18 protein-coding genes and 1 riboswitch are annotated in these 21,725 nt (G+C 44.3%); of the genes, 6 read left to right on the top strand and 12 right to left on the bottom strand.

Translation table 11 applies throughout. The features are described 5' to 3' along the window. The 5 genes from ACK4EX_RS06010 to ACK4EX_RS05990 are packed head-to-tail and all read right to left on the bottom strand — an operon-like array spanning position 1 to position 5,219. Complete coding sequence (locus tag ACK4EX_RS06010) at positions 1-1,464, bottom strand: UDP-N-acetylmuramoyl-L-alanyl-D-glutamate--2,6-diaminopimelate ligase (protein ID WP_409770765.1); 1,464 nt, start codon at positions 1,462-1,464, stop codon at positions 1-3. After that, complete coding sequence (locus ACK4EX_RS06005) at positions 1,461-3,482, bottom strand: penicillin-binding transpeptidase domain-containing protein (RefSeq protein ID WP_409770763.1); 2,022 nt, start codon at positions 3,480-3,482, stop codon at positions 1,461-1,463. Before ACK4EX_RS06005 ends, ACK4EX_RS06010 begins: the two co-directional genes overlap by 4 nt. A 2-nt stretch (positions 3,483-3,484) precedes the next feature. Beyond that, positions 3,485-3,829: an FtsL-like putative cell division protein gene (locus ACK4EX_RS06000; protein WP_409770761.1), complete on the bottom strand. Its 345-nt coding sequence runs from the start codon at positions 3,827-3,829 to the stop codon at positions 3,485-3,487. 5 nt (positions 3,830-3,834) lie between these two features. After that, positions 3,835-4,743, bottom strand: a complete 909-nt coding sequence (gene rsmH / locus ACK4EX_RS05995) for a 16S rRNA (cytosine(1402)-N(4))-methyltransferase RsmH (RefSeq protein WP_409770759.1) — start codon at positions 4,741-4,743, stop codon at positions 3,835-3,837. A gap of 11 nt (positions 4,744-4,754) precedes the next feature. Beyond that, complete coding sequence (locus ACK4EX_RS05990) at positions 4,755-5,219, bottom strand: division/cell wall cluster transcriptional repressor MraZ (RefSeq protein ID WP_409770756.1); 465 nt, start codon at positions 5,217-5,219, stop codon at positions 4,755-4,757. A 601-nt stretch (positions 5,220-5,820) separates the two neighbouring features. Between ACK4EX_RS05990 and uvrC the strand changes: the two genes are divergently transcribed. The 6 genes from uvrC (at position 5,821) to ACK4EX_RS05960 (ending at position 13,214) form a co-directional block, all read left to right on the top strand. Beyond that, on the top strand, positions 5,821-7,635 hold the full coding sequence (uvrC, locus tag ACK4EX_RS05985) for an excinuclease ABC subunit UvrC (protein ID WP_409770754.1): 1,815 nt from the start codon (positions 5,821-5,823) through the stop codon (positions 7,633-7,635). Positions 7,636-7,679: 44 nt separating this feature from the next. Beyond that, positions 7,680-9,791: a patatin-like phospholipase family protein gene (locus tag ACK4EX_RS05980; protein WP_409770752.1), complete on the top strand. Its 2,112-nt coding sequence runs from the start codon at positions 7,680-7,682 to the stop codon at positions 9,789-9,791. A 13-nt stretch (positions 9,792-9,804) separates the two neighbouring features. Further along, positions 9,805-10,341 (top strand): hypothetical protein, encoded by a 537-nt coding sequence (locus ACK4EX_RS05975; protein WP_409770750.1) that lies wholly within the window; start codon positions 9,805-9,807, stop codon positions 10,339-10,341. A 79-nt stretch (positions 10,342-10,420) separates the two neighbouring features. Next, the gene (locus ACK4EX_RS05970) at positions 10,421-10,978 is read left to right on the top strand and encodes a DUF1599 domain-containing protein (protein ID WP_409770748.1); all 558 of its coding nucleotides are present in this window, start codon (positions 10,421-10,423) and stop codon (positions 10,976-10,978) included. After that, positions 10,975-12,126, top strand: a complete 1,152-nt coding sequence (locus ACK4EX_RS05965; protein WP_409770745.1) for a BT_3928 family protein — start codon at positions 10,975-10,977, stop codon at positions 12,124-12,126. The genes ACK4EX_RS05970 and ACK4EX_RS05965 overlap by 4 nt, the downstream gene beginning before the upstream one ends. Positions 12,127-12,131: 5 nt before the next feature. Then, positions 12,132-13,214, top strand: coding sequence for an ABC transporter permease (locus tag ACK4EX_RS05960; RefSeq protein WP_409770742.1), 1,083 nt, complete (start codon positions 12,132-12,134; stop codon positions 13,212-13,214). Here ACK4EX_RS05960 and ACK4EX_RS05955 read toward each other — a convergent pair. The 7 genes from ACK4EX_RS05955 to ACK4EX_RS05925 all read right to left on the bottom strand — a co-directional run bounded on the left by ACK4EX_RS05955 (position 13,211) and on the right by ACK4EX_RS05925 (position 21,483). Beyond that, positions 13,211-14,203 (bottom strand): hypothetical protein, encoded by a 993-nt coding sequence (locus ACK4EX_RS05955; protein ID WP_409770740.1) that lies wholly within the window; start codon positions 14,201-14,203, stop codon positions 13,211-13,213. The two genes, ACK4EX_RS05960 and ACK4EX_RS05955, sit on opposite strands and share 4 nt — an antisense overlap. Before the next feature lie 10 nt (positions 14,204-14,213). Beyond that, entirely contained in the window at positions 14,214-15,818 is a 1,605-nt protein-coding gene (gene menD / locus ACK4EX_RS05950) for a 2-succinyl-5-enolpyruvyl-6-hydroxy-3-cyclohexene-1-carboxylic-acid synthase (RefSeq protein WP_409770738.1), read from the bottom strand. Continuing rightward, complete coding sequence (locus tag ACK4EX_RS05945) at positions 15,767-16,726, bottom strand: isochorismate synthase (RefSeq protein ID WP_409770735.1); 960 nt, start codon at positions 16,724-16,726, stop codon at positions 15,767-15,769. The genes menD and ACK4EX_RS05945 overlap by 52 nt, the downstream gene beginning before the upstream one ends. A 54-nt stretch (positions 16,727-16,780) precedes the next feature. Continuing rightward, a complete protein-coding gene (locus ACK4EX_RS05940; protein ID WP_409770732.1) occupies positions 16,781-17,560 on the bottom strand; it encodes an enoyl-CoA hydratase-related protein in 780 nt (259 codons plus the stop codon). Positions 17,561-17,581: 21 nt separating this feature from the next. Then, a complete protein-coding gene (fabD, locus tag ACK4EX_RS05935; protein ID WP_409770729.1) occupies positions 17,582-18,460 on the bottom strand; it encodes an ACP S-malonyltransferase in 879 nt (292 codons plus the stop codon). Positions 18,461-18,495: 35 nt separating this feature from the next. Beyond that, positions 18,496-18,909: a 6-pyruvoyl trahydropterin synthase family protein gene (locus ACK4EX_RS05930; RefSeq protein ID WP_409770726.1), complete on the bottom strand. Its 414-nt coding sequence runs from the start codon at positions 18,907-18,909 to the stop codon at positions 18,496-18,498. A 159-nt stretch (positions 18,910-19,068) separates the two neighbouring features. Next, the gene (locus ACK4EX_RS05925) at positions 19,069-21,483 is read right to left on the bottom strand and encodes a TonB-dependent receptor (protein WP_409770723.1); all 2,415 of its coding nucleotides are present in this window, start codon (positions 21,481-21,483) and stop codon (positions 19,069-19,071) included. 58 nt (positions 21,484-21,541) lie between these two features. After that, positions 21,542-21,646: riboswitch (TPP riboswitch) on the bottom strand. Positions 21,647-21,725: the final 79 nt, after the last annotated feature.

The raw sequence follows: 21,725 nt of genomic DNA, 5'->3' as shown, positions 1-21,725 counted from the left end.
TTATTTTTGATTGAAGTAGTTTATGATTACTTGTTTGTCGTCAAATGGATGTTTTACTCCTTTGATTTCCTGAAATTTCTCATGCCCTTTTCCGGCTACGAGTACTACATCGCCCTTTCGGGCGAGGCTCAGGGCCATGCGGATAGCTTCACGCCTGTCGGTGATTTTGTGGCATTTTCGCCTTAGGTGTAGCTCAATGCCTGCTTCTATCTCTGCCATGATCTGCTCAGGATCTTCAGAGCGCGGATTATCGGAGGTGATAATGACCCGGTCGCTCCACTCGGCAGCGATCTTGCCCATTTCAGGTCTCTTGGCCTTATCTCTGTCGCCACCACAGCCGAATACGGTGATGATTTGCTGGTCATGCTTTCGCGATTCATGCAGGGTTTTCAAAACATTTTGCAATGCATCAGGAGTGTGTGCGTAATCGACGATGGCTATCTGACCTGTCGGACCGGTTAGGGTCTCAAATCTGCCTTCGACTGGCCTAAGGGAGCTTATGGCCATAAGTGCCAGACTTTCGTCAACGCCGAGCAAAACCGCAACCGCATACACGGCTAGCAGGTTGTACGCATTAAATTCTCCGGTGAGTGTGGTATATACGTCGGCGCCTCCGATACGCAGCGTGAGGCCTCCAATGTTGTTTTCAATGACCTTGCAGTGAAAATCGGCTATTTGCTTGAGTGCGTAGGAATATTTTTTGGCCTTTGTGTTCTGAATCATTACATGGCCGTTTCTGTCGTCGGCATTGAAGAGGGCAAAGGCCTTTGAGGGCAGCTCATTAAAGAGCTTTTGCTTGGCAGCTATGTAGTTGGCAAACGTTTTATGATAGTCCAGATGGTCGTGCGTAATGTTTGTAAAAACAGCTCCGGTAATGTCAGTGCCTGCCAGGCGCTCCTGATGTATACCGTGGCTGCTCGCCTCCATAAAGCAGTACTGGACACCGGCATCAACCATAGCAGCTAGGTGACTCTGAAGCGATAGTGCATCAGGAGTAGTGTGAGTGGCCGGCAATTCCACATCGTGTATCATCACACGTACGGTCGAAATCAGTCCGGTACGGTAGCCCACTTTTTTAAAAACCTCATAAAGCTGGGTAGTAACTGTAGTCTTCCCATTTGTACCGGTCACAGCTACAATTTTCAACTTTTCAGAAGGGTTTTCGTAGAAATTGGAGGCAATTATGCCCAATGCCCGAGCGCTGTTTTCGACATAAATGAAAGATGTTTCGGGATATTTTTCGCTCAGATTATTATCGTGCTCACACACTACTGCTATAGCTCCGGAATTAATGGCTTGCTCAATGTAGTTGTGGCCATCGGAATTTGTACCAACAACTGCTACAAAGAGCGACTTATCGACTACCTTACGAGAGTCGAAAGCCACTTCTGAAACCGAAAGGTTCAGATTGCCGCGCACTCCCTTTAGATCAACTTTATAGAGAATATCTTTCAGTACTTTCATCGATTGTAGCTTTTTAGTTCGACCATCATGGCCTTCGAAATAGCCGCCTGAGGCATGGGATACTGCCATGCTACGCGGCCAGCGCCTGTGGCACTCACTCGGTAACCTTCGTTTTCGAGCGTCGAAAGGGCCAGCGACATGGGAATTCCCGTTAAATCGGGCATTTGTCCTTTGCGCAACTGCATTACGATGTGCTCATACTTTGGCTGTATTTTCTGATGCGACGATGCTTCTGCTTTCGTTGATGTATTAAGTAGTTCAAATGGTTTGGTGGGGCTTAGGCTTATCACGGCCAGTGCAGCACGTGCTGCTACTGGTGCAGCCACACGGCTTCCGTAATAGGCTTTTTCGGCGTTGGGCTTATCCACCACCACGATTATGCTGTACTGAGGATTGTCGGCTGGAAAGAAGCCAGCAAACGATGATCTGTATTTTCGGCTTCCTTTGTCCTTCCAATAGTCGAGCTTTGCAGTTCCTGTTTTGCCGGCGAGCTTTATTTGAGGATTATACAGGTGCTTAGCAGTACCTTGTTTTACTACATTAGTTAAGAGTACTTTAAGTTTGTCTAGTGTCTTTTGGCTGCAAATAGATGGATTCAAAACTGTTGGCCCAAATTGGCGAATGGTTTTCTTGTTTTTGCGGATTTCTTCTACGATATACGGTTTCACCATTACGCCATTGTTGGCCACAGCGTTGTAAACAGTGAGCAATTGAAGTGGTGTAAAGCTGGTCTGATAGCCAAAGGCCATCCACGGCAGGGTGATGCCACTCCACTGGTCGCGGTCGTCGGGATGTGGTATTTTGGGAGGTGTTTCGCCTTTTATTTCAAAATTCAAAGGCTTATGCAGGCCAATTTTGTAGAGTTTATCCACAAATTGGGCCGGATTATCACGATAATTTTCAAAAACCAATCGGGCAAAGGCTACGTTAGACGACTGCTCGAAAGCTCTCGCCAGTGTTATTGAGCCGAAATTTTCCGAAGCGCCCTTTTCGCTAAAGTTTGACTCAGTCACTACTCTGTCGTAAAAGGTCCATGATCCATTGGCAATGTCGATGGTAGTGGAGGTATCGGCTTTGTTGTCTTCGAGCAGGATGAGGGTAGTTAGCAGCTTAAAAGTGCTCCCCGGCTCAGTACTTTCCCAAATGGCATAGTTCAGAATTTCCCCATAGTTGCCGTTTTCGGTGCGTCCCAGGTTTACCAGGGCTTTGATCTTGCCTGTTTTTACCTCCATGAGTACGGCAGTACCATGATCGGCCTCATAGTATTGAAGGGTAGAAAGCAACTCGTGGTGCAAGATGTCTTGCATCCGGGTATCGATGGTCGATACTACGTCGTAGCCGTTTTCAGGGTCTTCATCCCATCCGTTGTTAATTGGTTTCCAATGGCCTTTGGCCATCATTTGCATCCAGCGCTTTCCTTCTTTACCTTTTAGCCATGTGTCGAAGGCACCTTCTAATCCGGTTTGTCCGCGGTCGGCGCTGCTGTAGCCTATGGTGCGCTCGGCTACTCCACTCATAGGCATCTTTCGAAAGCTCTCTTGCTCGACGATAAGCCCACCTTTAAACTTACCGTATCTGAATACAGGAAAGTTTTTTATCTGCTGAACTTCGGAAAAAGCAATGTTGTCAAGCAGTTTTACGTATCGGTGTTTGGCTATTCGGCTGCTGTTTAGCAATGTAAGCCATTCCCTTTTAGAGCGTCCGTATTTCGAAAGTTTTTCGGCGAGGGCGTCGATCTCATTGCTCCAGATTTCTCTGCTTACTGCCAGGGGGTCGAAATAGATGTCAAAGAGTGGCATTGAAGTGGCCAGCAGTTTTTGGTCGGAGCTATATATATTACCCCTTACCGGCGGAATGGTATGATAGCGAATGATTTGTTTTTCGATAGAGGCTTTTAATTCCGGACCCTCTACCCACTGTAGTACTGCAAGCTTGTAGAGTATGGCACCAAAGGGCATCGTCAGCAGCAGTGCTGTGAGGTATAGTCGGATGTATAAATTTTTCTTGAGGTCCTTCACTTTTAGTCCTGCTTTACGAGTCTTCCTTTTTTATCCACAGCAATCATCAGCGGAGGTTCTTTGCTTTCTATCAGCCCTATAGCTTCTGCCCTTTGTTTTACTTTGCTGCGCATGCTTAGCTTCATCAGGCGCGAACGCGTTTCAGTAAATTCTGAATTCAAGTCTTTCATTTCAGATTGCAGGGCTGACAAAATCAGCACTTTTCGCTCTACCATATGCCCGCTGAAGATGCTCAGCAAGGCCAGCAGAGCCAGCCAAAGCACAAAGAGTCGGTGGCGATTCCACCGGCTATCGGCCAAAAAACTGCCTTTAATAATTTCCGATATTTTTACCTCTTTTGCTTTCATGCACTCTACTTTCGTTCAGCAGCTCGCAGTCGTGCACTGCGCGAGCGGGTATTTGCAGTTATTTCTTGTTCTTTTGGTTCTATGGCTTTTTTTGTCAAAGGCTTCCACGGAGATAGGTCATTGCCGTAGAAATCCTTTTCAGTGCGATCTTCGAAATTTCCCGACCGCATAAAGACTTTCACTAAGCGGTCTTCGAGCGAATGGTACGAAATCACCACTAGTCTGCCACCTGGTACTACCAGCTCGGTAGCCTGCATCAGCATTTCTTTAAGTGCCTCCAGCTCCTGGTTTACCTCTATGCGAAGGGCCTGGTAAATGCGCGCTAGGGTTTGGTGTTCGCGATCCTTGCGACAGTAGGGCTGGCATACCTCGTTTAGCCTACTGGTGGTAAGTATAGGTTCAGCAGCACGAGCTTTACAGATGGCGCGAGCAATTCGGCGGCTATGAGGCAGTTCGCCATAGCGCTGTAGCAGGTCAGCAATGGCATCTTCAGGCCAATCGTTTACAATGTCAGCTGCCGTGAGCGAAATCTCTGGATTCATTCGCATGTCGAGCGGAGCTTCAAATCGCAGTGAAAACCCCCGCTCTGCCGTATCAAACTGATGAGACGACACGCCAAGATCAGCTAAAATGCCGTCAACAGAGCGTATGCCCTCAAGGCGCAAGAAGCGCTTGATGTACCTAAAATTTTCCTCAATCAGCTTAAAGCGTGGGTCGTCAGGTGCATTGGCCGCAGCGTCAGGATCTTGGTCGAAGGCAAATAGCTTGCCCTCATGGCCCAGCCGCTCCAGTATTGCTCGGCTGTGCCCACCTCCACCAAAGGTACAGTCCACATACACCCCGTTCTGCTTCACAGCGAGCAGTTCCAGGGTGTCTTGCAGAAGCACCGGTATGTGGTATGCTGGCACAGTCATTTATATTGAGCTTAGTTACTTTCTGTTTCATCTAAGTTGCCCATCACTTCTTCAGCCAGAGCAGCAAAATCGACATCCGGATTATTCACCACCGCCTCGTAGGCCTCTTTATTCCATATTTCGATCCAGCTGCCCATAGCATTGAGCACGATATCGCCTTGTATTCCGGCGAAATTCACGAGGTCTTTTGGGATGAGTAGTCTTCCATTGCCATCGATTTCTACCATGCGCACACCCGCTGTGTACATGCGTATGAAGTCGTTGTTCTTCTTTACAAACCGATTCAGCTTGTTCAGCTTGTTCATGATTTGATTCCACTCACGCATGGGGTACAGCTCCAGGCACTTCTGAAAGACACTCCGCTTCAGCACAAATCCTTCCTCCAGTAGGGGCAACAGCTGCTTCTTAAGCGCAGATGGAAGTAGTATCCGCGCTTTCTCATCAGCCTTTAACTCATGTACCCCTATCAGATTCAAGGATTTTCGCTTTTATGTTTCTGATGCTCAAAGGTAAAAACATTTTTCCCACATTTTTCCACCTAATATCTTGATTGTTGAAAAGTTTTTCTCTTTCAAGCTCTTTTAAAAATAAAAGATCTTTGATATTCTGCTAATTATTTAGGTGGTAAAAAGTGGTATAAATGGATAATTCCTGCTTCCCAAAATCGATTTTGTCTTTTTTATGTGGGCATGTTTCTAACTCCTACGTCTTGATAAATAGTTCGGTCGTGCTTAGATAAGGCAGTGATAGCTGACTTCGTGTAAGGTTATTTGCTCTTATTTCTTCACGTAGGAGGATTTTTACTAGTAATCTTCTGCTATTTTCTCTACAAAGGGCCAACATTCTTTTTTTTATTCATTAAAGATCTGTTCTTGAACCTTTTTGAATTCCATTGAGCGCACTATTGCTAAGCTTCCTAAACTCCCAGTGCCGGCGTCACTAACCGCTTAGTGCTTTGATCCGTTCAAACAAGTCGAGTTTAACATCTGTATCTTTCGGTGGACAGTAGATTTTTCAATAGAACTTTGCTTTTCCATACATAAATTATTTATCGCAGTTACCATTTTTTAAAAAGACATGGAGATAAGCGAACACATAGCCAATCTGCTCAAAACGCTTCCAGAAAAACCAGGTGTCTATCAACACCTTGATAAAGACGGAAACATCCTTTACATTGGCAAGGCTAAAAATCTTAAAAAACGCGTTTCATCCTATTTTCAAAAAGATCATACCAGTGGACGTCTAACCATGCTCGTGCGCAAAGTAGCTGATATTCAAGTGATCGTAACAGAAACCGAATTCGACGCTCTTTTGCTCGAAAACAACCTCATCAAAAAATACCAACCTCGCTACAACATCAACTTAAAAGACGACAAAACCTATCCCTGGATTTGCATCACAAACGAAGATTACCCCCGAATTTTTCCGACCCGAAAAAAAATAAACGATGGCTCTTCCTATTATGGTCCATACGCCTCTGTCAAGGTAATGCGCACCGTCCTTGAGCTCATTCGAACTTTATATCCTGTGCGTACCTGTAAGATGCCCATGACTGTAACCGGCGTACAAGCAGGCAAGTATAAATTGTGCCTGGAGTATCACATGGGCAATTGTCGCGGCCCATGCGAAGGCCTTCAATCGAAAGAAGACTACCAGCGCGAGATCGAAGGTGCTCGCCACCTCATCAAAGGCCATCTCAACGTTGTAAAGCAAATACTGATCGATCAAATGCAGGCACTCTCTGCCGAAATGCGCTTTGAAGAAGCCCAAAAAACCAAAGAAAAACTTGAAGCCCTGCTTAAATACCAAGCCAAATCGAGCGTAGTTGATTTCAATATCAAAGAGGCTGACGTTTTCGGAGCAGTGAGCGATGCCGAATTTTGCTACGTCAACTACCTAAAAATTGTCGATGGCGGGATTGTAAACAGTTTTTCAGAAGAATTCCGAAAGAAAATCGACGAAACCGAAAGCGAAATCCTCGAACTGGCCATTCCACACTTTCGCAAGCTCTTTGATTCTGAAGCGCGTGAGATTTACACCTCTCATCCCGTAGAGCTCGAGATTCCAAACGTTAAAATTCATACTCCCTACCGAGGCGAAAAGCGCGACCTCGTGGAGCTCAGCGTCAAGAATGCTGGCTATCACCGGCTTGAGCGACTTAAAAATCTCCAAATCACTGACCCCGATCGCCATGTCAATCGACTTATGCAACAGATGAAGGCCGACCTCGGCCTTGACCAAGAGCCACGCCATATCGAGTGCTTCGACAATTCCAACATTATGGGTACCAATCCAGTAAGTGCTTGTGTCGTCTTTCGCGACGGAAAACCTAGTAAAAAGGAATACCGCCACTTTAATGTTAAAACCGTAGAAGGTCCTGACGATTTTGCCACCATGCGCGAGGTGGTGTACCGGAGATACCGACGTATGCTAGACGAGGGGCAATCCCTGCCTCAGCTTATTGTGATCGATGGTGGTAAAGGCCAACTTAACGCTGCCCTTGAAAGTCTCAGAGAGCTCGGTATCGACAAGCAAGTGCGCATACTTGGCATTGCAAAGCGGCTAGAAGAGCTTTACTTTCCAAACGATCCACTGCCCTTGATGCTCAATAAAAAATCAGAGACCCTCAAAGTCCTTCAGCACATTCGCGATGAGGCACACCGATTCGGTCTCACACATCATCGCAAACGCCGAACCTCATCGGCCCTGAAAACCGAGTTGACCGAAATCGACGGCATAGGAGAAGCCACTGCCGAAGTTCTTATTAAAAAATTCGGTAGCGTGAAAAAGATTAAAACCTTAAACCTCGAACAGCTCGCCGAGGTAGTCGGTAAGTCTAAAGCTCAAAAGATTTTTTCATACTTTCAACGCGAAAATGTAACCGAACCTTGAATACTCGACGTGTGCTATACACCCTACTAATTTGCTTACACGGGATGCTGTGCTTGGCCCAGCCCAAAGGCATAGGGCTGGTACTAAGCGGTGGTGGGGCACGAGCCATGGCGCATGTAGGAGTTTTACAAATCATCGACTCTGCAGGCCTGCAGGTGGGTTACATAGCCGGTACAAGCATGGGAGCTGTCGTAGGTGCATTTTACGCCATGGGTTACTCCGGCAAGCAGATCGAAGCCATAATGCGCTCGGTCGATTGGCAAGCCGTGAGCGACAATCGCATCCAGCGCAAAAAACTTTCTTACTTCGACCGCAGGCAAACTGACAAATACCTCGTTAGCCTGCCAATTACCGACAAGGGAATCACTATTCCTGCCGGTATTAATTATGGATACTACATCCTGCAAACGCTTTCAAGGCTTACCGCATATTATCCCGGGTATCAAGACTTCAGAAAATTCCCGATACCCTTTGTGTGCACTGGCACCGACATCGAAAACGGAATTCTCAAAGAATTCGAAGAAGGCATCATCAGCGATATTTTGCGGGCCACCACAGCCTTTCCGAGTATTTTCTCGCCTTATGAAGTAGATGGCAGGCTGTATGTAGATGGCGGTGTTATGGATAATCTGCCCATCAATCTTCTAAAGAAGAGAGGTGTAAAGTACATCATAGCCTCTGACGTACAGAATGCCGCCTACACCAAAGAAGAACTTAACTCGATCAACAAAATACTCGAGCAGGCAGCTACCTTCGCTAGCATACGTGCCTATCAGGATTACATCTGCGAGGCCCAATTACTTTTTCAACCCAAAGTACCTGAAGCGGGTCTGCTTAGTTTTGAACTAATGGACAGAGTTATTCAAGAAGGTAGAAATGTAGCACTCAAACACTGGGATACACTTGTGGCATTGGCCAAAAAATTCCCGCGTACAGTACCGTATCTGAAAGAACTACCCCCTGATGAGGTCGTCATTTCTAACATTAAAGTCACAGGTTCGTCTGATGTAAATGAAAACTACATATCTGCCAAGCTTGGGTTTCGAAAAAACAGCGCTCTTTCTTTTAATAAAATTCACGATCTAATCGATCAGATCTACGGGCGAAAAAACCATGAAATTATCAAATACGATTTATTCCCGATTACAGATACTTCTTATGCACTTAATATGTATTTTAAGTCGTTTAAATACAACCAATATTTGCGCTTAGGATTACACTTCGATAGTGATTTTGGAAGCGCATTTTTGTTTTCGTATTACAACAAAAATTTGATTTTTAGAAATTCATTTTTAAATGTTGATCTTGTTTTAGGTGACAACCCTCGGGGAAATTTTACCTACTTTATAGATCGTGGTGTTATTCCAATGCTGGGAATTCGAGGCAGATTTAACACCTTTCGGTCTGCACTTTGGAGCAATGAGAGACCGGTAAATTTTATCAATTATACAGATCTTAGCAGCGATGTATTCATTCAATCCATTTTGACGAAATCTATCTCAATTACTGGTGGTATTCAGACAGAATTTTTTAACTTAATTCCAACACAACTCGACAATCCACTTATTCGAAATAATCTTACATATTTTAACTATTTTGGTCAATTGCATTTTGACAATTTAGACCAGCTTTTTAAACCACAAAGAGGTGCCAGAATTGAAGTAATAGCTCGAGTTTTGTCGCGTACCGAGAGATATCAAGTTTTCATCAAGCCGACAACTGTTTTAAGCGGAAATTACATGCAAGCACTAGGCTATGGAAGAGTGGGCATGAACCTAACCTTTCAATCCACCATTTCGCTAGGTACTTACCAGTTTTTTCCATATAGAACGTTTCTCGGCGGTCTGGGAAACAATTATTTTCAGCACATACACAAGTTTGCAGGTTATCGCTTTCTCGAATTGTCAGGTCGTCAAAGTGCTGTGTTGCGCGGGGAATTTTTCTTGCGTACCTTTCCTAATCAGTACTTTACTTTCACATATAACGTGGGTAAAATCGGTGAGGAAGTACCCGAATTAATCACCAATGAGGTCATCGATGGTTATGCCGTTACTTATAGTATTAACACGCTACTTGGTCCAATCGAATTTAGTTTGATGGGTAATAGCAACTCATCCAGAATTTTAGCATACATTTCAGTCGGTTATTGGTTTTAAATTTTAAAAAGTCATGAACTCTTTCTTTGCAAAAAATGCCAGTTTTCTTTATCTCAGATTTTTTTTGTTAATCTTATTTGGTGTGTATGCCCTCTATGTTCAATCAAACAATCCGGATTTTTTAATTAAAACACTCAGCATTTTCTGGTTCTTACTTGGCGCAATTGCACTGTCTGTGTTCATTTTTAAACTAGTAAGAAAACAGCCCATTTTTTCCTATGCAATTTATGCGTTGGTTGACATAACTATTGCAATTGTTTTATACAGCAATTTGAATTATATATCTAAGTATTTTTCTGATTTTATTGGCATATTATCCATTATTATGGCTTTGTCATTGCTCCTTTACAGAACTAATCAAAACAGGAATCTTTTACTGTATTTTTTTGTTGTTTTAATGTTGCTTTTTGGTATATTGATGTTTTTTGATTCCCTGATTTCTGAAGTATTGTTGTCTTATCTCATTGCTGTGTTCTTTTTGTTCACTGGTCTAACAGGTATATTTATCACAGCCTATGGTCATTTAAAGGGGCTCCACAGAAAAGGGTAAGCTTTATTTTAAATCTTTTCTTTATTTCAGAGTAGCATGGCTGCGTACTTTTGGCCATAGCAAGTGCACAACACTAAAGATGATATACACGCATACCCGACAGCAAGCTGAAGAAGTACTAGACCATTGTTTTCAGCTCTACACGAAAAAATTAAAAGATTACGGCACGGCCTGGCGCATCCTTCGCCTGCCATCACTTACCGATCAAATTTTTATCAAAGCACAGCGCATTCGTACCATCGAAGAGAAAAAGCAACAGATGGTGCAAGACAGCGTTGAAAATGAATACGTTGGCATCATTAATTACGCCATTATGGCGCTTATACAAATAGAACTCGGAGTGGCTGCACAGCCAGATATCGACATAGCAAAAGCCGAAGAATTGTATCAGAATAAGGCTCGAGAAATTCTATCGCTTATGGACCGCAAAAATCACGACTATGGAGAGGCGTGGCGCGATATGCGCATCCCGAGCTACACCGATCTGATTTTGCAAAAGCTTTTGCGCATCAAGCAGATAGAAGACAATCAAGGTGCAACCCTCGTGTCAGAGGGCATTGATGCTAACTACATGGATATAGTGAACTACGCTATTTTTGCTCTTATACGTTTAAAAGAAGAAAAAATTGCCAAATGATGAAGTGGGTTGTTTTGATTGTTCGGGTATTTGTAGGAGTGCTGTTTGTGTTTTCAGGCTTGGTAAAGCTCAACGATCCTATGGGCTTTGCCTTTAAGCTGGAAGACTACTTTGCGGCTGATGTACTGAACCTTCCCTTCCTAACCCCGGTTGCCTTACCTCTAGCCATAGCCATTGTAAGTGTTGAGATTGTTTTGGGAATAATGCTTTTACTTGGTTTTAGAGTGAGGCTAACATTGAATTTGCTCTTGGCCATGATCGTATTTTTTACTTTTCTTACTTTTTACTCTGCATATTTTAATAAAGTAACCGACTGCGGATGTTTTGGTGATGCAATACCTCTAACCCCTTGGCAGTCATTTACCAAAGATGTAGTGCTGTTGGTTTTAATACTGTTTCTTTTTATGTATAGAGATACGATTATGCCCGTATTTTCAGACAAGGTTTCAATGGGAATTGTAGTCATATCATTGATCGCATGCCTTATCACAGCACGCCATGTACTGCATCATCTGCCTTTCATTGATTTTCGGCCTTATGCTGTGGGAAAAAGCATCGTAGAAGGCATGAAGACTGCCGAAGAGCTCGGCCTGGAGTCGCCTAAATACATGACGATTTACACATTAAAAAATACTAAAACTGGCGAAACTCGCGAGGTAAATAGCGATGAATACCTCGCTGAGAAGTGGTGGGAGAGAGAAGAATGGGAAATTCAGAGCGATAAAACCCGCACTGTAAAAGTGCGCAAAGGGTATGAACCCCCGATTCACGACTTTAAATTAGTGCTCGACGGCGAAGACATCACTCAGGAAGTACTTTCAGCCGACAGAGTAATGCTTGTAATCATGTACAACATTCATAAAACGGATCTTCGCAACTTCGCTAGGATCAATGCACTTGCTGAACTGGCTGAGCACAGTGGCGCCAAAGTTTATGGCGTCACAGGTAGTTCGCAGTCCGACTTTGAGCCCATTCGCCATGAGGTACAGGCTGCTTATCCATGGGCTACGTGCGATATGACTACTCTGAAAACAATGATTCGATCTAATCCGGGTGTGATAATCCTCAACAAGGGCACAGTGAAGGCCATGTTTAGCCATCGCGATGTGCCCTCACCCGAAGAGGCTAAAGCCTCTCAACTTTTTTAAGCAAGATGGTTCATCGGCTTTTTCGACAGCTCGGTTACAGTCTTTTGATCTTTTGGGGTGTAGCTACACTCGTTTTTACTGTCTTTTATTTATTGCCTGCTGATCCGGCGCGAATGCTTACAGACCAGCGCGAAGATGAAAATCAACTGAAAGCCATTAGGCAACAATATGGACTTAATTTGCCTATTTCGATTCAATATCTATTATTTATCAATGATTTATCACCCGTTTGCTTTTACAACAATCGTTCTGAGGTTCCACTTTTAAGAGCATCAGAGCGCGGAGTGAAGACAATTAAGCTCCTGGCTGTAGGTACTGATGCTTTTGTAGGCATAAAGTGGCCGTATCTTCGGCAGAGTTTTCAATACCAAGGTGTTGACGTTGCATCTTTGATAAGCTCGCGCTTTATTAATACCTTATTTCTAGCCCTTTCGGCCTTTTCTATTGCTTTTACGTTGGGAGTACTCTTAGGCTTATTGGCAGGTATGAACCAAAATACGTGGATTGATAAGTCGATAACTTTGATATCTACTGCAGGTATGGGTTTGCCTTCGTTTGTAAGTGCCATTATAGCATCATGGATATTTGCTTTTTTGCTCCATTCTTACACTGGTCTCAATATCACAGGAAATCTTTGGGAATGGGATGATCTAGGAGAAGTGCGGACAATAAGATGGAAAAATCTAATACTTCCAGCTCTTACACTGGGGATAAGGCCACTCAGTGTAATTGTGCAGATGATGCGCAGCTCGTACCTCGAACAATCGACCATGCCCTATGTGCTGACAGCTATAAGCAAAGGGCTATCAAACCGGACAATAGCTCTCAGACACATTTTGCCCAATGCTTTAAACCCTGTGGTATCTGTATCGTCCTCGTGGATGGCATCTATGCTGGCTGGTAGTGTGTTTGTGGAATATATCTTTGGTTGGAATGGCATTGGCAAGATGGTCGTAGAATCGGCTACTACGCTCGATCTGCCGGTGTTGATGGGATGTGTTTTAACGTTTTCGGCAGTTTTTATTGTAGTAAATGTTCTCACTGATCTTGTATATCGATGGTTAGATCCCACGATATCAAGTAATTAATTAAGTCTTTTTCGCCCTGCCCAGAGGAAGCTGCCTACCAATGCGGGCAGCGCTACATTGGTTGTCCATACTAACGTAACGGAGGTAAATATTGACCAATCGCTTAGATGAAGTTGTTTCAGTAGAAAAATGCCGACGGCTCCTTTTACAATCGGATCAAATACTAAAATCGTGGGCAAATAAGCAGCCAGTGAATAATAAAAAGCTACATACAACCAGATGGTAAAAAAGTGAGCTCCAGATGAGCCTATCGATAAAAGTACTATGGAAAGCTGTGAGGTGTAAATGAAAAATTTAACTGCTGAAAGACTAATCCATTTAATCTTTTCGAAAGAAGATATTCTAATTCGTAAAAAGGACTGAAAATAATTTTTGCCACGTATGCTAATGTTTGTAAGTAAAGGCAAAAAATTTTCAATGTTCCAATAAAACAATAAGTGTATAAAAACAACGAAAAAGAACAGATACAAATGCCATTCTTTTAAAAAAGAATCAGTTGTATAAAATAAAAGATAAGTTGCAAAAAATCCGATAATATTTCGGGCGACAGTTTTTACAGTTCGGAAGTGAAATGCCAGAAAAAAACCTTTCAGCTTGGCCAGAGGAGCTTCGAATTGCCGCATTTTGCCACCGTACTCGCCTATGTTATTTGGAGTAATAAAACCAAGCGACAAAGAGATGAGGTGATGTCTTGCGTAGTGCCAAAATCGAAGTTTATGACTGCCTTTAGAAATAAACGACCACAGAAGCACATCGAGAAAAAAATTTGCTAAAGAGAGTAATATGAAAATTGGTATAATCTGAAGAAAAGTGGCCTGATAAAAAAGAAATTCGGGCTTAAAATCTGATTTAGAAAGGCGTTGAAACAGAATGAAAAAACAGACAATAATTACAGCGTATTTTATCGCACTATTAATTATCGGAGTACGTAAAGCAGAATATGCTTTTTGAGCAAAGATTATATATTTTTCTTCGATTTTGAGCTTCACTTTATTCTGTTTACATCAATGAAATTTCAACGATTGTGTTGCTTAAATCGGTTTCAAAAAATCTATCATCTTCACCGTTCCAATGTATATATTTCATCGAATAATGTTTTGCGAAATTGCTGCAAGTAAAAGAATGGGGGGTTGTTTGTAGATTATAAATTTCAGGAAAATCGCCTGGCCCTGAAATCATTTCGAAGATTTTTCCGCGTTTGTTGTTAAAGACAAAAACAGTGAGATTTTTGGGCAGAGGTTTTTGCCAAAGAGCATTTGCATCGTAAAAAAAAGACAGATCGCCTAATAGACACCATACCGGGGCATCTGTAGCCATAGCCATGCCCACGGCGGTCGATAGACTGCCATCGATTCCGGCAGTGCCCCTATTGCCAAAAACATTTTGCTGCCATATGCCAGGAAGTTTGAAGAATTGGCGAATTACAGCGCTATTACCTATTACAACTTTAGCATTCAGCTGTTGGGCTGCTATGGCAATAGGGGCATAATACGTTTTGATTTCATCCTTTTTCAGGTAGGAATCAGTAAAAAAGCGATCGGTCGCATACCAGGTTTGTGAAAAAGAGTGATCAAGTTTTAAAGGTAGGTCTGCTAACTTATCAAGAAATTGAGAAGCATCTGTTGTTATCAGTCGTACACCTTTGCCGAAGGTGTCAGGCGGATATGGAATGTCTTCGACGTGCCAATGAGTAAGTGATGGAAGGGAACGCAAGAAATTTTTGAAATTTTTGTGTGTGATTTCGCCTCCTACTGTTATGACCAGGTCAGGATGAGGTAAACCTGAATAGTCAAATTCATTCACGTGATAGATGGCATAATCTGGATGTAAGTTGCTCAATCCTCCGCTTACTACTAAAAACCCTTTTTCAGAAAGAAGCTTTTGTGTGCCCTCAGATATATAACCCGGTCGGCACTGGCCGGCCACAACCATTATTTTTCCAAAACCCGATAAATCGATAGGCTCATTCCAGACTTTAGCTCGTTCTGGTTCGGGCAAAGTAAATGGCAGCTCAACGAGATCTTTACAGCGGTAAAGGGGCTCTTCGTAATGTATATTAATGTGAATAGGTCGTCGCTGATGGAGGATGTTCAGATAAATGTTCCGAAGATTTTCAATAAGTGAAGTTGCCGACAAACTTTCAGAAAGGTACCAAAAGGCATCTGCATGGCGGCCATAAAGGTGGTGTTGAAAGATGGTTTGGCCTTCGCGGGCCGTAGTGAGATGAACAGGGCGGTCGGCTGTAATCAAAACGAGAGGAACAGACCGAAACCATGCTTCGCACACGGCTGGCAGATAATTGGCGGCTGCAGTTCCCGATGTGCAGATAAGGGCTACGGGCTTCATAGTTATATCAGCTATCCCTATGGCCTTAAAACCTGCCGAGCGTTCATCGACCACCGAATGAAGTCTAAAATTAGGGAAATGCTTAGTGAGCGCAATAAGGAGAGGTGCATTTCGCGAGCCCGGGCTAATAATTACATCCTCCACTCCCGCTTTGGCGAGTATTAGAAGAAGCCAATTGGTGTAATCAAACTGATCGAAAGTCGTTGTCACACCAATACGCTTAATAGAGTTTGCATTTTCAACTCGGTTTCTCGCCATTCTGATTCGGCATCAGACCCAGCTGTAATACCGGCCCCGGCATAGAGTATGACTTGATCGTCAAAGATTTGCATGCTTCTAAGATTTACGTAAAAGTCGGCGCTGTCAAAATTCCAGAAACCGAAGAAACCAGTGTAGTACGAGCGATCGTATCCTTCGTATTTTTTGATAAATTCCATAGCTTTGGCGTGATGACTGCCGAGTACTGCCGGGGTAGGGTGGAGCTGCAGTGCTAATTGAAGCCAATGGGGCATTACCAGTAAAGTGCCGCTTATGTCGGTGCGCAAGTGTTTCACCGGACCCGCAACTATCTCATAAGGTCCGTTTTTTTTGATCGAGATGGCGTGATATGCTGAGGAAAAAACTTCTTCGATGTAATCGGTTACAATTTTTTGCTCTTCTAGTTCTTTTTCAGCCCACGGAGTAGGGTCGATCGTAAGTCGTGTACCGGCCAAACTCATACTGTGCACTTCTTTGTTTTCGCCGTAGAGCAATCGTTCAGGTGTAGCCCCTAGCCAGCAGCCTGTTTCCGGACTGTACATCAGAAAAACCATGGCGTCAGGATACCTACGACTCAATTCGGCAAATGTTGAAACATAAGTTATACCTTTTGCCGGATATGTGGCGCGTCGAGATAAGACGACTTTTGTAAATACTGTTGTGTCAAAACTTTTGATCGCTGTTTCTACAGCATTTAAAAAGTGTTTTTTGGAATCCGGTGAAATTTCGGGAGCTAAGGTGAGGTGCTTTTTTAGCAGAGAGTCAAGCTCTTTTATGTCTGTTTCGCCCTGAGCGTCTGTAATTCTGAAAAGGTGCAGATGCTCACTTGCTTTAAAACCCGCAAACACAAACAGTGGCTGATCAGGAGTAGGTACAGTATGTGCATCAACGGTGCTCAGGAGCACCATCTCCGAATGTTGATAGCCTGGTTTGCGATATAGCAAAAATGAATGCACTGCCTATTACTTACCTATAAATTTTGGAGCACGTTTTTCTAAAAATGCCATAACTCCCTCCTTGTAATCGTAGGTATTTCCGGCTTGAGTTTGCAGTTCGTCTTCTAATTTTAGTTGGGTGATGAGGTCGTTGGATGCTGATTTATTGAGTGCTTTTTTTGTAAGTGCAAGGCCTTTAGTGGGCATTTGTGCCAGTGTCTTTGCTATGTTGTACGAGGCTTCGGCAAATTCAGCATCTTCAAACACTTTGTAGACCATACCCATGCGTTCGGCTTCGTCGGCTGAGACTTTGTCGCCGAGCATCATCAGGGCAGAGGCCTTCCCAAAACCAATAAGGCGGGGTAGTGTGTAGGTGCCGCCACTGTCGGGTATTAGCCCAATTTTACTGAAAGCCTGGATAAAAGTTGCAGAACGAGCAGCTACCACTACATCGCCTGCCAAAGCAATGTTTGCCCCGGCACCGGCGGCTACGCCATTCACTGCCACTACAATGGGCTTCATACACTGTCGCATTTTTATGATGATGGGATTATAGTGTTCGCTTACAATGCGAGTGAGTTCAGGCCCGTTCGGATCGATGGCTTCGGCTAAATCCTGGCCTGAGCAAAAAGCTTTGCCCCGACCACTTATATACACAGCACGAATAGAAGCATCTGCTTCAGCCCGATTGAGCTCCTCCTGAAAGGCCAAAGCCATCTCCCGCACAAAGGCATTGTACTTCTCAGGTCTATTTAAATAGATGGAGAGCACTCCATCGCTGAATTCGGATTGAATGAAAGCTGACATGTGTAGTTCAGTGTAAATTTTTTATTGAATGCCATAAACTTCCACTTCAGGAGCTGTTTTTTTCACCAACCCTTGAAGCACCTTGCCCGGACCTACTTCCGTAAAAACGGTCGCACCATCGGCCACCATGTTTCTGACAGTTTGAGTCCAGCGTACAGGACCTGTGAGCTGAGCCATCAGGTTTGCTTTGATCTCTTCAGGATCGGTGTGGGGCTGGGCTGTCACGTTTTGATAGATTGGGCAAATCGGAATATTAAAATGTGTAGCTGCGATGGCTTTTCCCAGCTGTTCAGAGGCAGGTTGCATCAGAGGCGAATGAAAGGCTCCGCCTACAGGCAGGAGGAGCGCTCTCTTTGCTCCGGCTGCTTTTAGGGCATCACAAGCCTTTTGTACAGCCTCTTTTTCGCCAGAAATGACGAGCTGTCCGGGGCAATTGTAGTTGGCAGCCACCACAATTCCATCTATTTGTTTACAAACTTCTTCGACTTTTTCATCGTCAAGACCAAGAACTGCAGCCATGGTTGAGGGCACAGCATCACAGGCCTCTTGCATGGCCATGGCTCGGGTATTTACCAGCTTAAGACCGTCTTCAAATCGAAGTGCTCTGGCTGCCACCAAAGCTGAGAACTCTCCCAGCGAGTGGCCTGCAACCATATCAGGCGCGAAATTTTCTAAAGTAAGAGCGAGAATCACACTGTGTAAGAAAATGGCAGGCTGAGTTACCTTGGTTTGTTTTAGCTCTTCTTCAGTGCCCGAAAACATTATGTCGGTAATCCGAAACCCAAGAATTTCATTTGCCTGCTCAAAGAGGTTCATGGCATCCGGGTGGCTGCGATAAAGCTCTGCTGCCATGCCGGGAAACTGTGACCCCTGACCAGGAAAAACGTAAGCTTTTTTCATGTTGGCAATTTTAGTCGGTGGCGAAAATAAGGAAATTATTCTCCGTAATATTCTACGGAGTTGTTCTCTGTTTCATCGAGCCGTACGCAGTGTAGTGTGGCACCTCTTTCCGCAATAAGGGGCTGTAAGATTTTCCAAATTTCAATAGCGATGATTTCTGTGCTGCACATCTTGCCGCGCAGAAAATCTACATCCAGGTTCAGATTTTTATGATCGAGACGATCAATTACATGTGTACGAATAAGATCTTTTAGATCGCTGAGGTTCATTACGAATCCGGTGTCTGGATTGATTTCACCTTTTACAGTAACTGTTAAAGTAAAATTGTGTCCGTGAAAATTTCGATTAGCACATTTGCCAAATACTTCGTCGTTCTTCTCCTCGCTCCAGTTGGGATTGTATAACTGATGGGCTGCACTAAAGCGCTCTTTTCGCTGTATGTAAATCATCTATTTTTTCTTACCTCATTTAGAGCGGCAAAGGTACATTTTTCGTATCTAAAAGTTTTTGAAAACGATTAAACTGACTGAGTGCGCTAAGAATAAAAATCCCGGTCACCATTACTGGTTTGACCGGGAGAAAACATTGAAATAAGCTAATAAAGACTTTTAAAATCTGATAGCGACGTTGAGCAACCAATTTCGAGTGGCCTGAGGAAAGATATAGGCTACGCCCTCAAATACATAACCATTAGATGCATAGAGGGTAGAGAATAGGTTGTTTACAAAGAGGTTTAACGACAGCTCTTTACACCATTTGGCTGGAATCTGTGCAGTGATGCGTGCATCTGTCACCTGATAGGGATTCAGGCTCAAGGCACTGTTTCCAGTGTTATCGAGATATTGCCTTCCTACAAAGCGATGGATGACAGAAGCAGATATGCCTTTGGTCAGGTGGTAGGTTAGGCCTGCTTGAACGATTTCGCCTGCAGAGAGGGCGATAGGCGTATTACCTAAAGAAACGATGATTGTATCGTTGATGGCTTCCTTCCAATCGATGTTTCTGTGTTGTGAAAGACTTGCATTAGCGAAGGCTTCCAAAGTGCCTATTTTATAAGTGGCTGCTGCTTCGACACCTCTGCGATAGCTGCGGCCCACATTTCTGCGCAATGCAAAACCTACGTCGGTGAGTTCGCCGGTCACTACAAGCTGGTTGTAGTAATCCATGTAAAAGGCGTTGGCCTCAATGTGTAAGCCACTAAATTGCCAGCGAGCACCCAGCTCATAATCAATAAGTTGCTCGGGCTTTGGCAATTCAGTATTTTCAAGGTAGTCGCGACGCGCAGGTTCGCGATGGGCTACAGCTATTGAACCGTACAAATCCATACCTTTAGTTACCTTGTAGTAAAGTCCGGTTTTAGGATTTAAAAAGGGAAGTCGGTCATTTACGGCGATAGTGCTCTGGTTGCGGTCTATACCCTGGCCGGTATAGGTCACCAATCGATATTGTAGGTCGGTGTAGAGAAACCATTTATTGTTTAATTGATAGTCAGCTCTTACAAAGGCGGTGTAGTCGCGTTTGCGGGCATCGTTGAAATAGAAGCGTTGATAGGGATTGAGCACTCCGCTGTAACGAGCCCAAATTATTTCGCCGAAGTGGTCGCCAAAATAATCGTAGTAAGACAGACCGCCTACCACATTCCAACCGGTTTTTTCATATCGTAACGTGGCAGAGGCTACATACAGGTCGTTGTCGAGCCAAAGTCTGCGCACGAGGTCAGTTCGGCGTACGGTATCTGAGCCAATGAGCATAGGGGGCAGATTGTAGCGCGAAAGGCGGTCGTTTTGCCGAAACTGTTCGTAATAGCCCGCTCCTTTGGTGTAGTTGGCTGTAAAATATGCCGACCAGGCATCGCTGAAGGCATGTCGCACATGCAGCTGATAATGTTGCTGACGGTAGTTGTCCACTTCATCGCGGTAAAAATCTACCGGTTCCCATTGGTCGTTGTATTTCGCCCCGGCAAAGTTGAATTTCCGACCATAAAGACCAATAGAGGCACTGTCAATACCATACCAAGCCTGGTAGGTGACTTCATGGCCTCCGAAAGACACAAATCGCACCGACGTTTTTTCGCCCAGCCAATGGAGATTAAACATCCATGCATTCAAATCGCTGGTGGCCCGGTCGATGTACCCGTTGCTCAGAATACGTGAAATTCTACCATCTAAAACCCAGCGGTCATTGAGCAGGCCTGTACCGAATTTGGCAGTTAAGCGACGTGTGTTAAAACTTCCGGTTCCAAGAATGCCTTCGGCATACGATTCACGGCGAGGTTGGTCGGTCTCGATGTTGATGCTTGCTCCAAAAGCTCCCGGACCGTTGACCGATGTTCCCACGCCTCGCTGTATTTGAACGGATTGTGCCGAACTGATTAAATCGGGCATGTTTACCCAAAAAACACCTTGACTCTCAGCGTCGTTGATAGTTACACCATTGATGGTCACATTGATGCGTGTAGGGTCACTTCCCCGAATGCGAAGACCTGTATAACCGATACCTGCTCCGGCGTCGGAATAAGAGACTACGCCAGGCACGTTTTCGAGCACTACAGGTATGTCGCGGCCGTCGTTGAGTGTTGAGAGTTCAGCTTTTTCGATTCGGGTTTGGGCTACAGGTGTAGTGCTCAGGGCCCGATAGGCAGAAACATCTACCGCGCTGAGATACTCCGTCAAAGGTGTCATTAGCAGCTGAACTTCTGAATCTGACCAAGTGATTTGGGTTGTTAAAACCTTGTATCCATCGGCTTCGAGAATTACCTGTGCTGTGCGAAAAGCCCGGCTTAGGCATGCTTTGCCCTCGCGATCAGATGGCAAACGCTCACCTGTAACTGGCACATAAACAAACACTCCCTCCAATGGACGAGCATTGGAAGCATCGCGAATCGTTAAACACAGTCCTGATTGTGCTGAGGCTGTGTAGAAGAATCCAAATAGGGCTAATGCAAAAGCCCAAACCCGACTGATGCGGGCCACAGCAGATATACCTGATAGCTGCTGCACACTGTACCGTTGTACTTTTCTCATGATTAACTTTTGTGTTAATCACAAGTAACAGGGGCGGTTACCCGTGTGCGTTAAACAAAATAAAGAGCCATCTCTTCCCTTGGCGGCATTACCCGCCCAGGTTCAATGGGTATAATCTCAGCCGGAGCATCGCGCGCCTGCTCCAGCACCCCTTGAGATCGGCGCAAAGGTATTTACTTACCAGAAAAAAAAAAGAACATAGTCTGTTTTCTGAAAACCTATGAAAGAGAATTTTAACTTAT

Source organism: Thermaurantimonas sp. (assembly GCF_046299575.1).
GTDB lineage: Bacteria > Bacteroidota > Bacteroidia > Flavobacteriales > Schleiferiaceae > Thermaurantimonas.
Note: the sequence above shows the minus strand (reverse complement) of the source record. Positions and strands in the feature narration are given on the sequence as shown.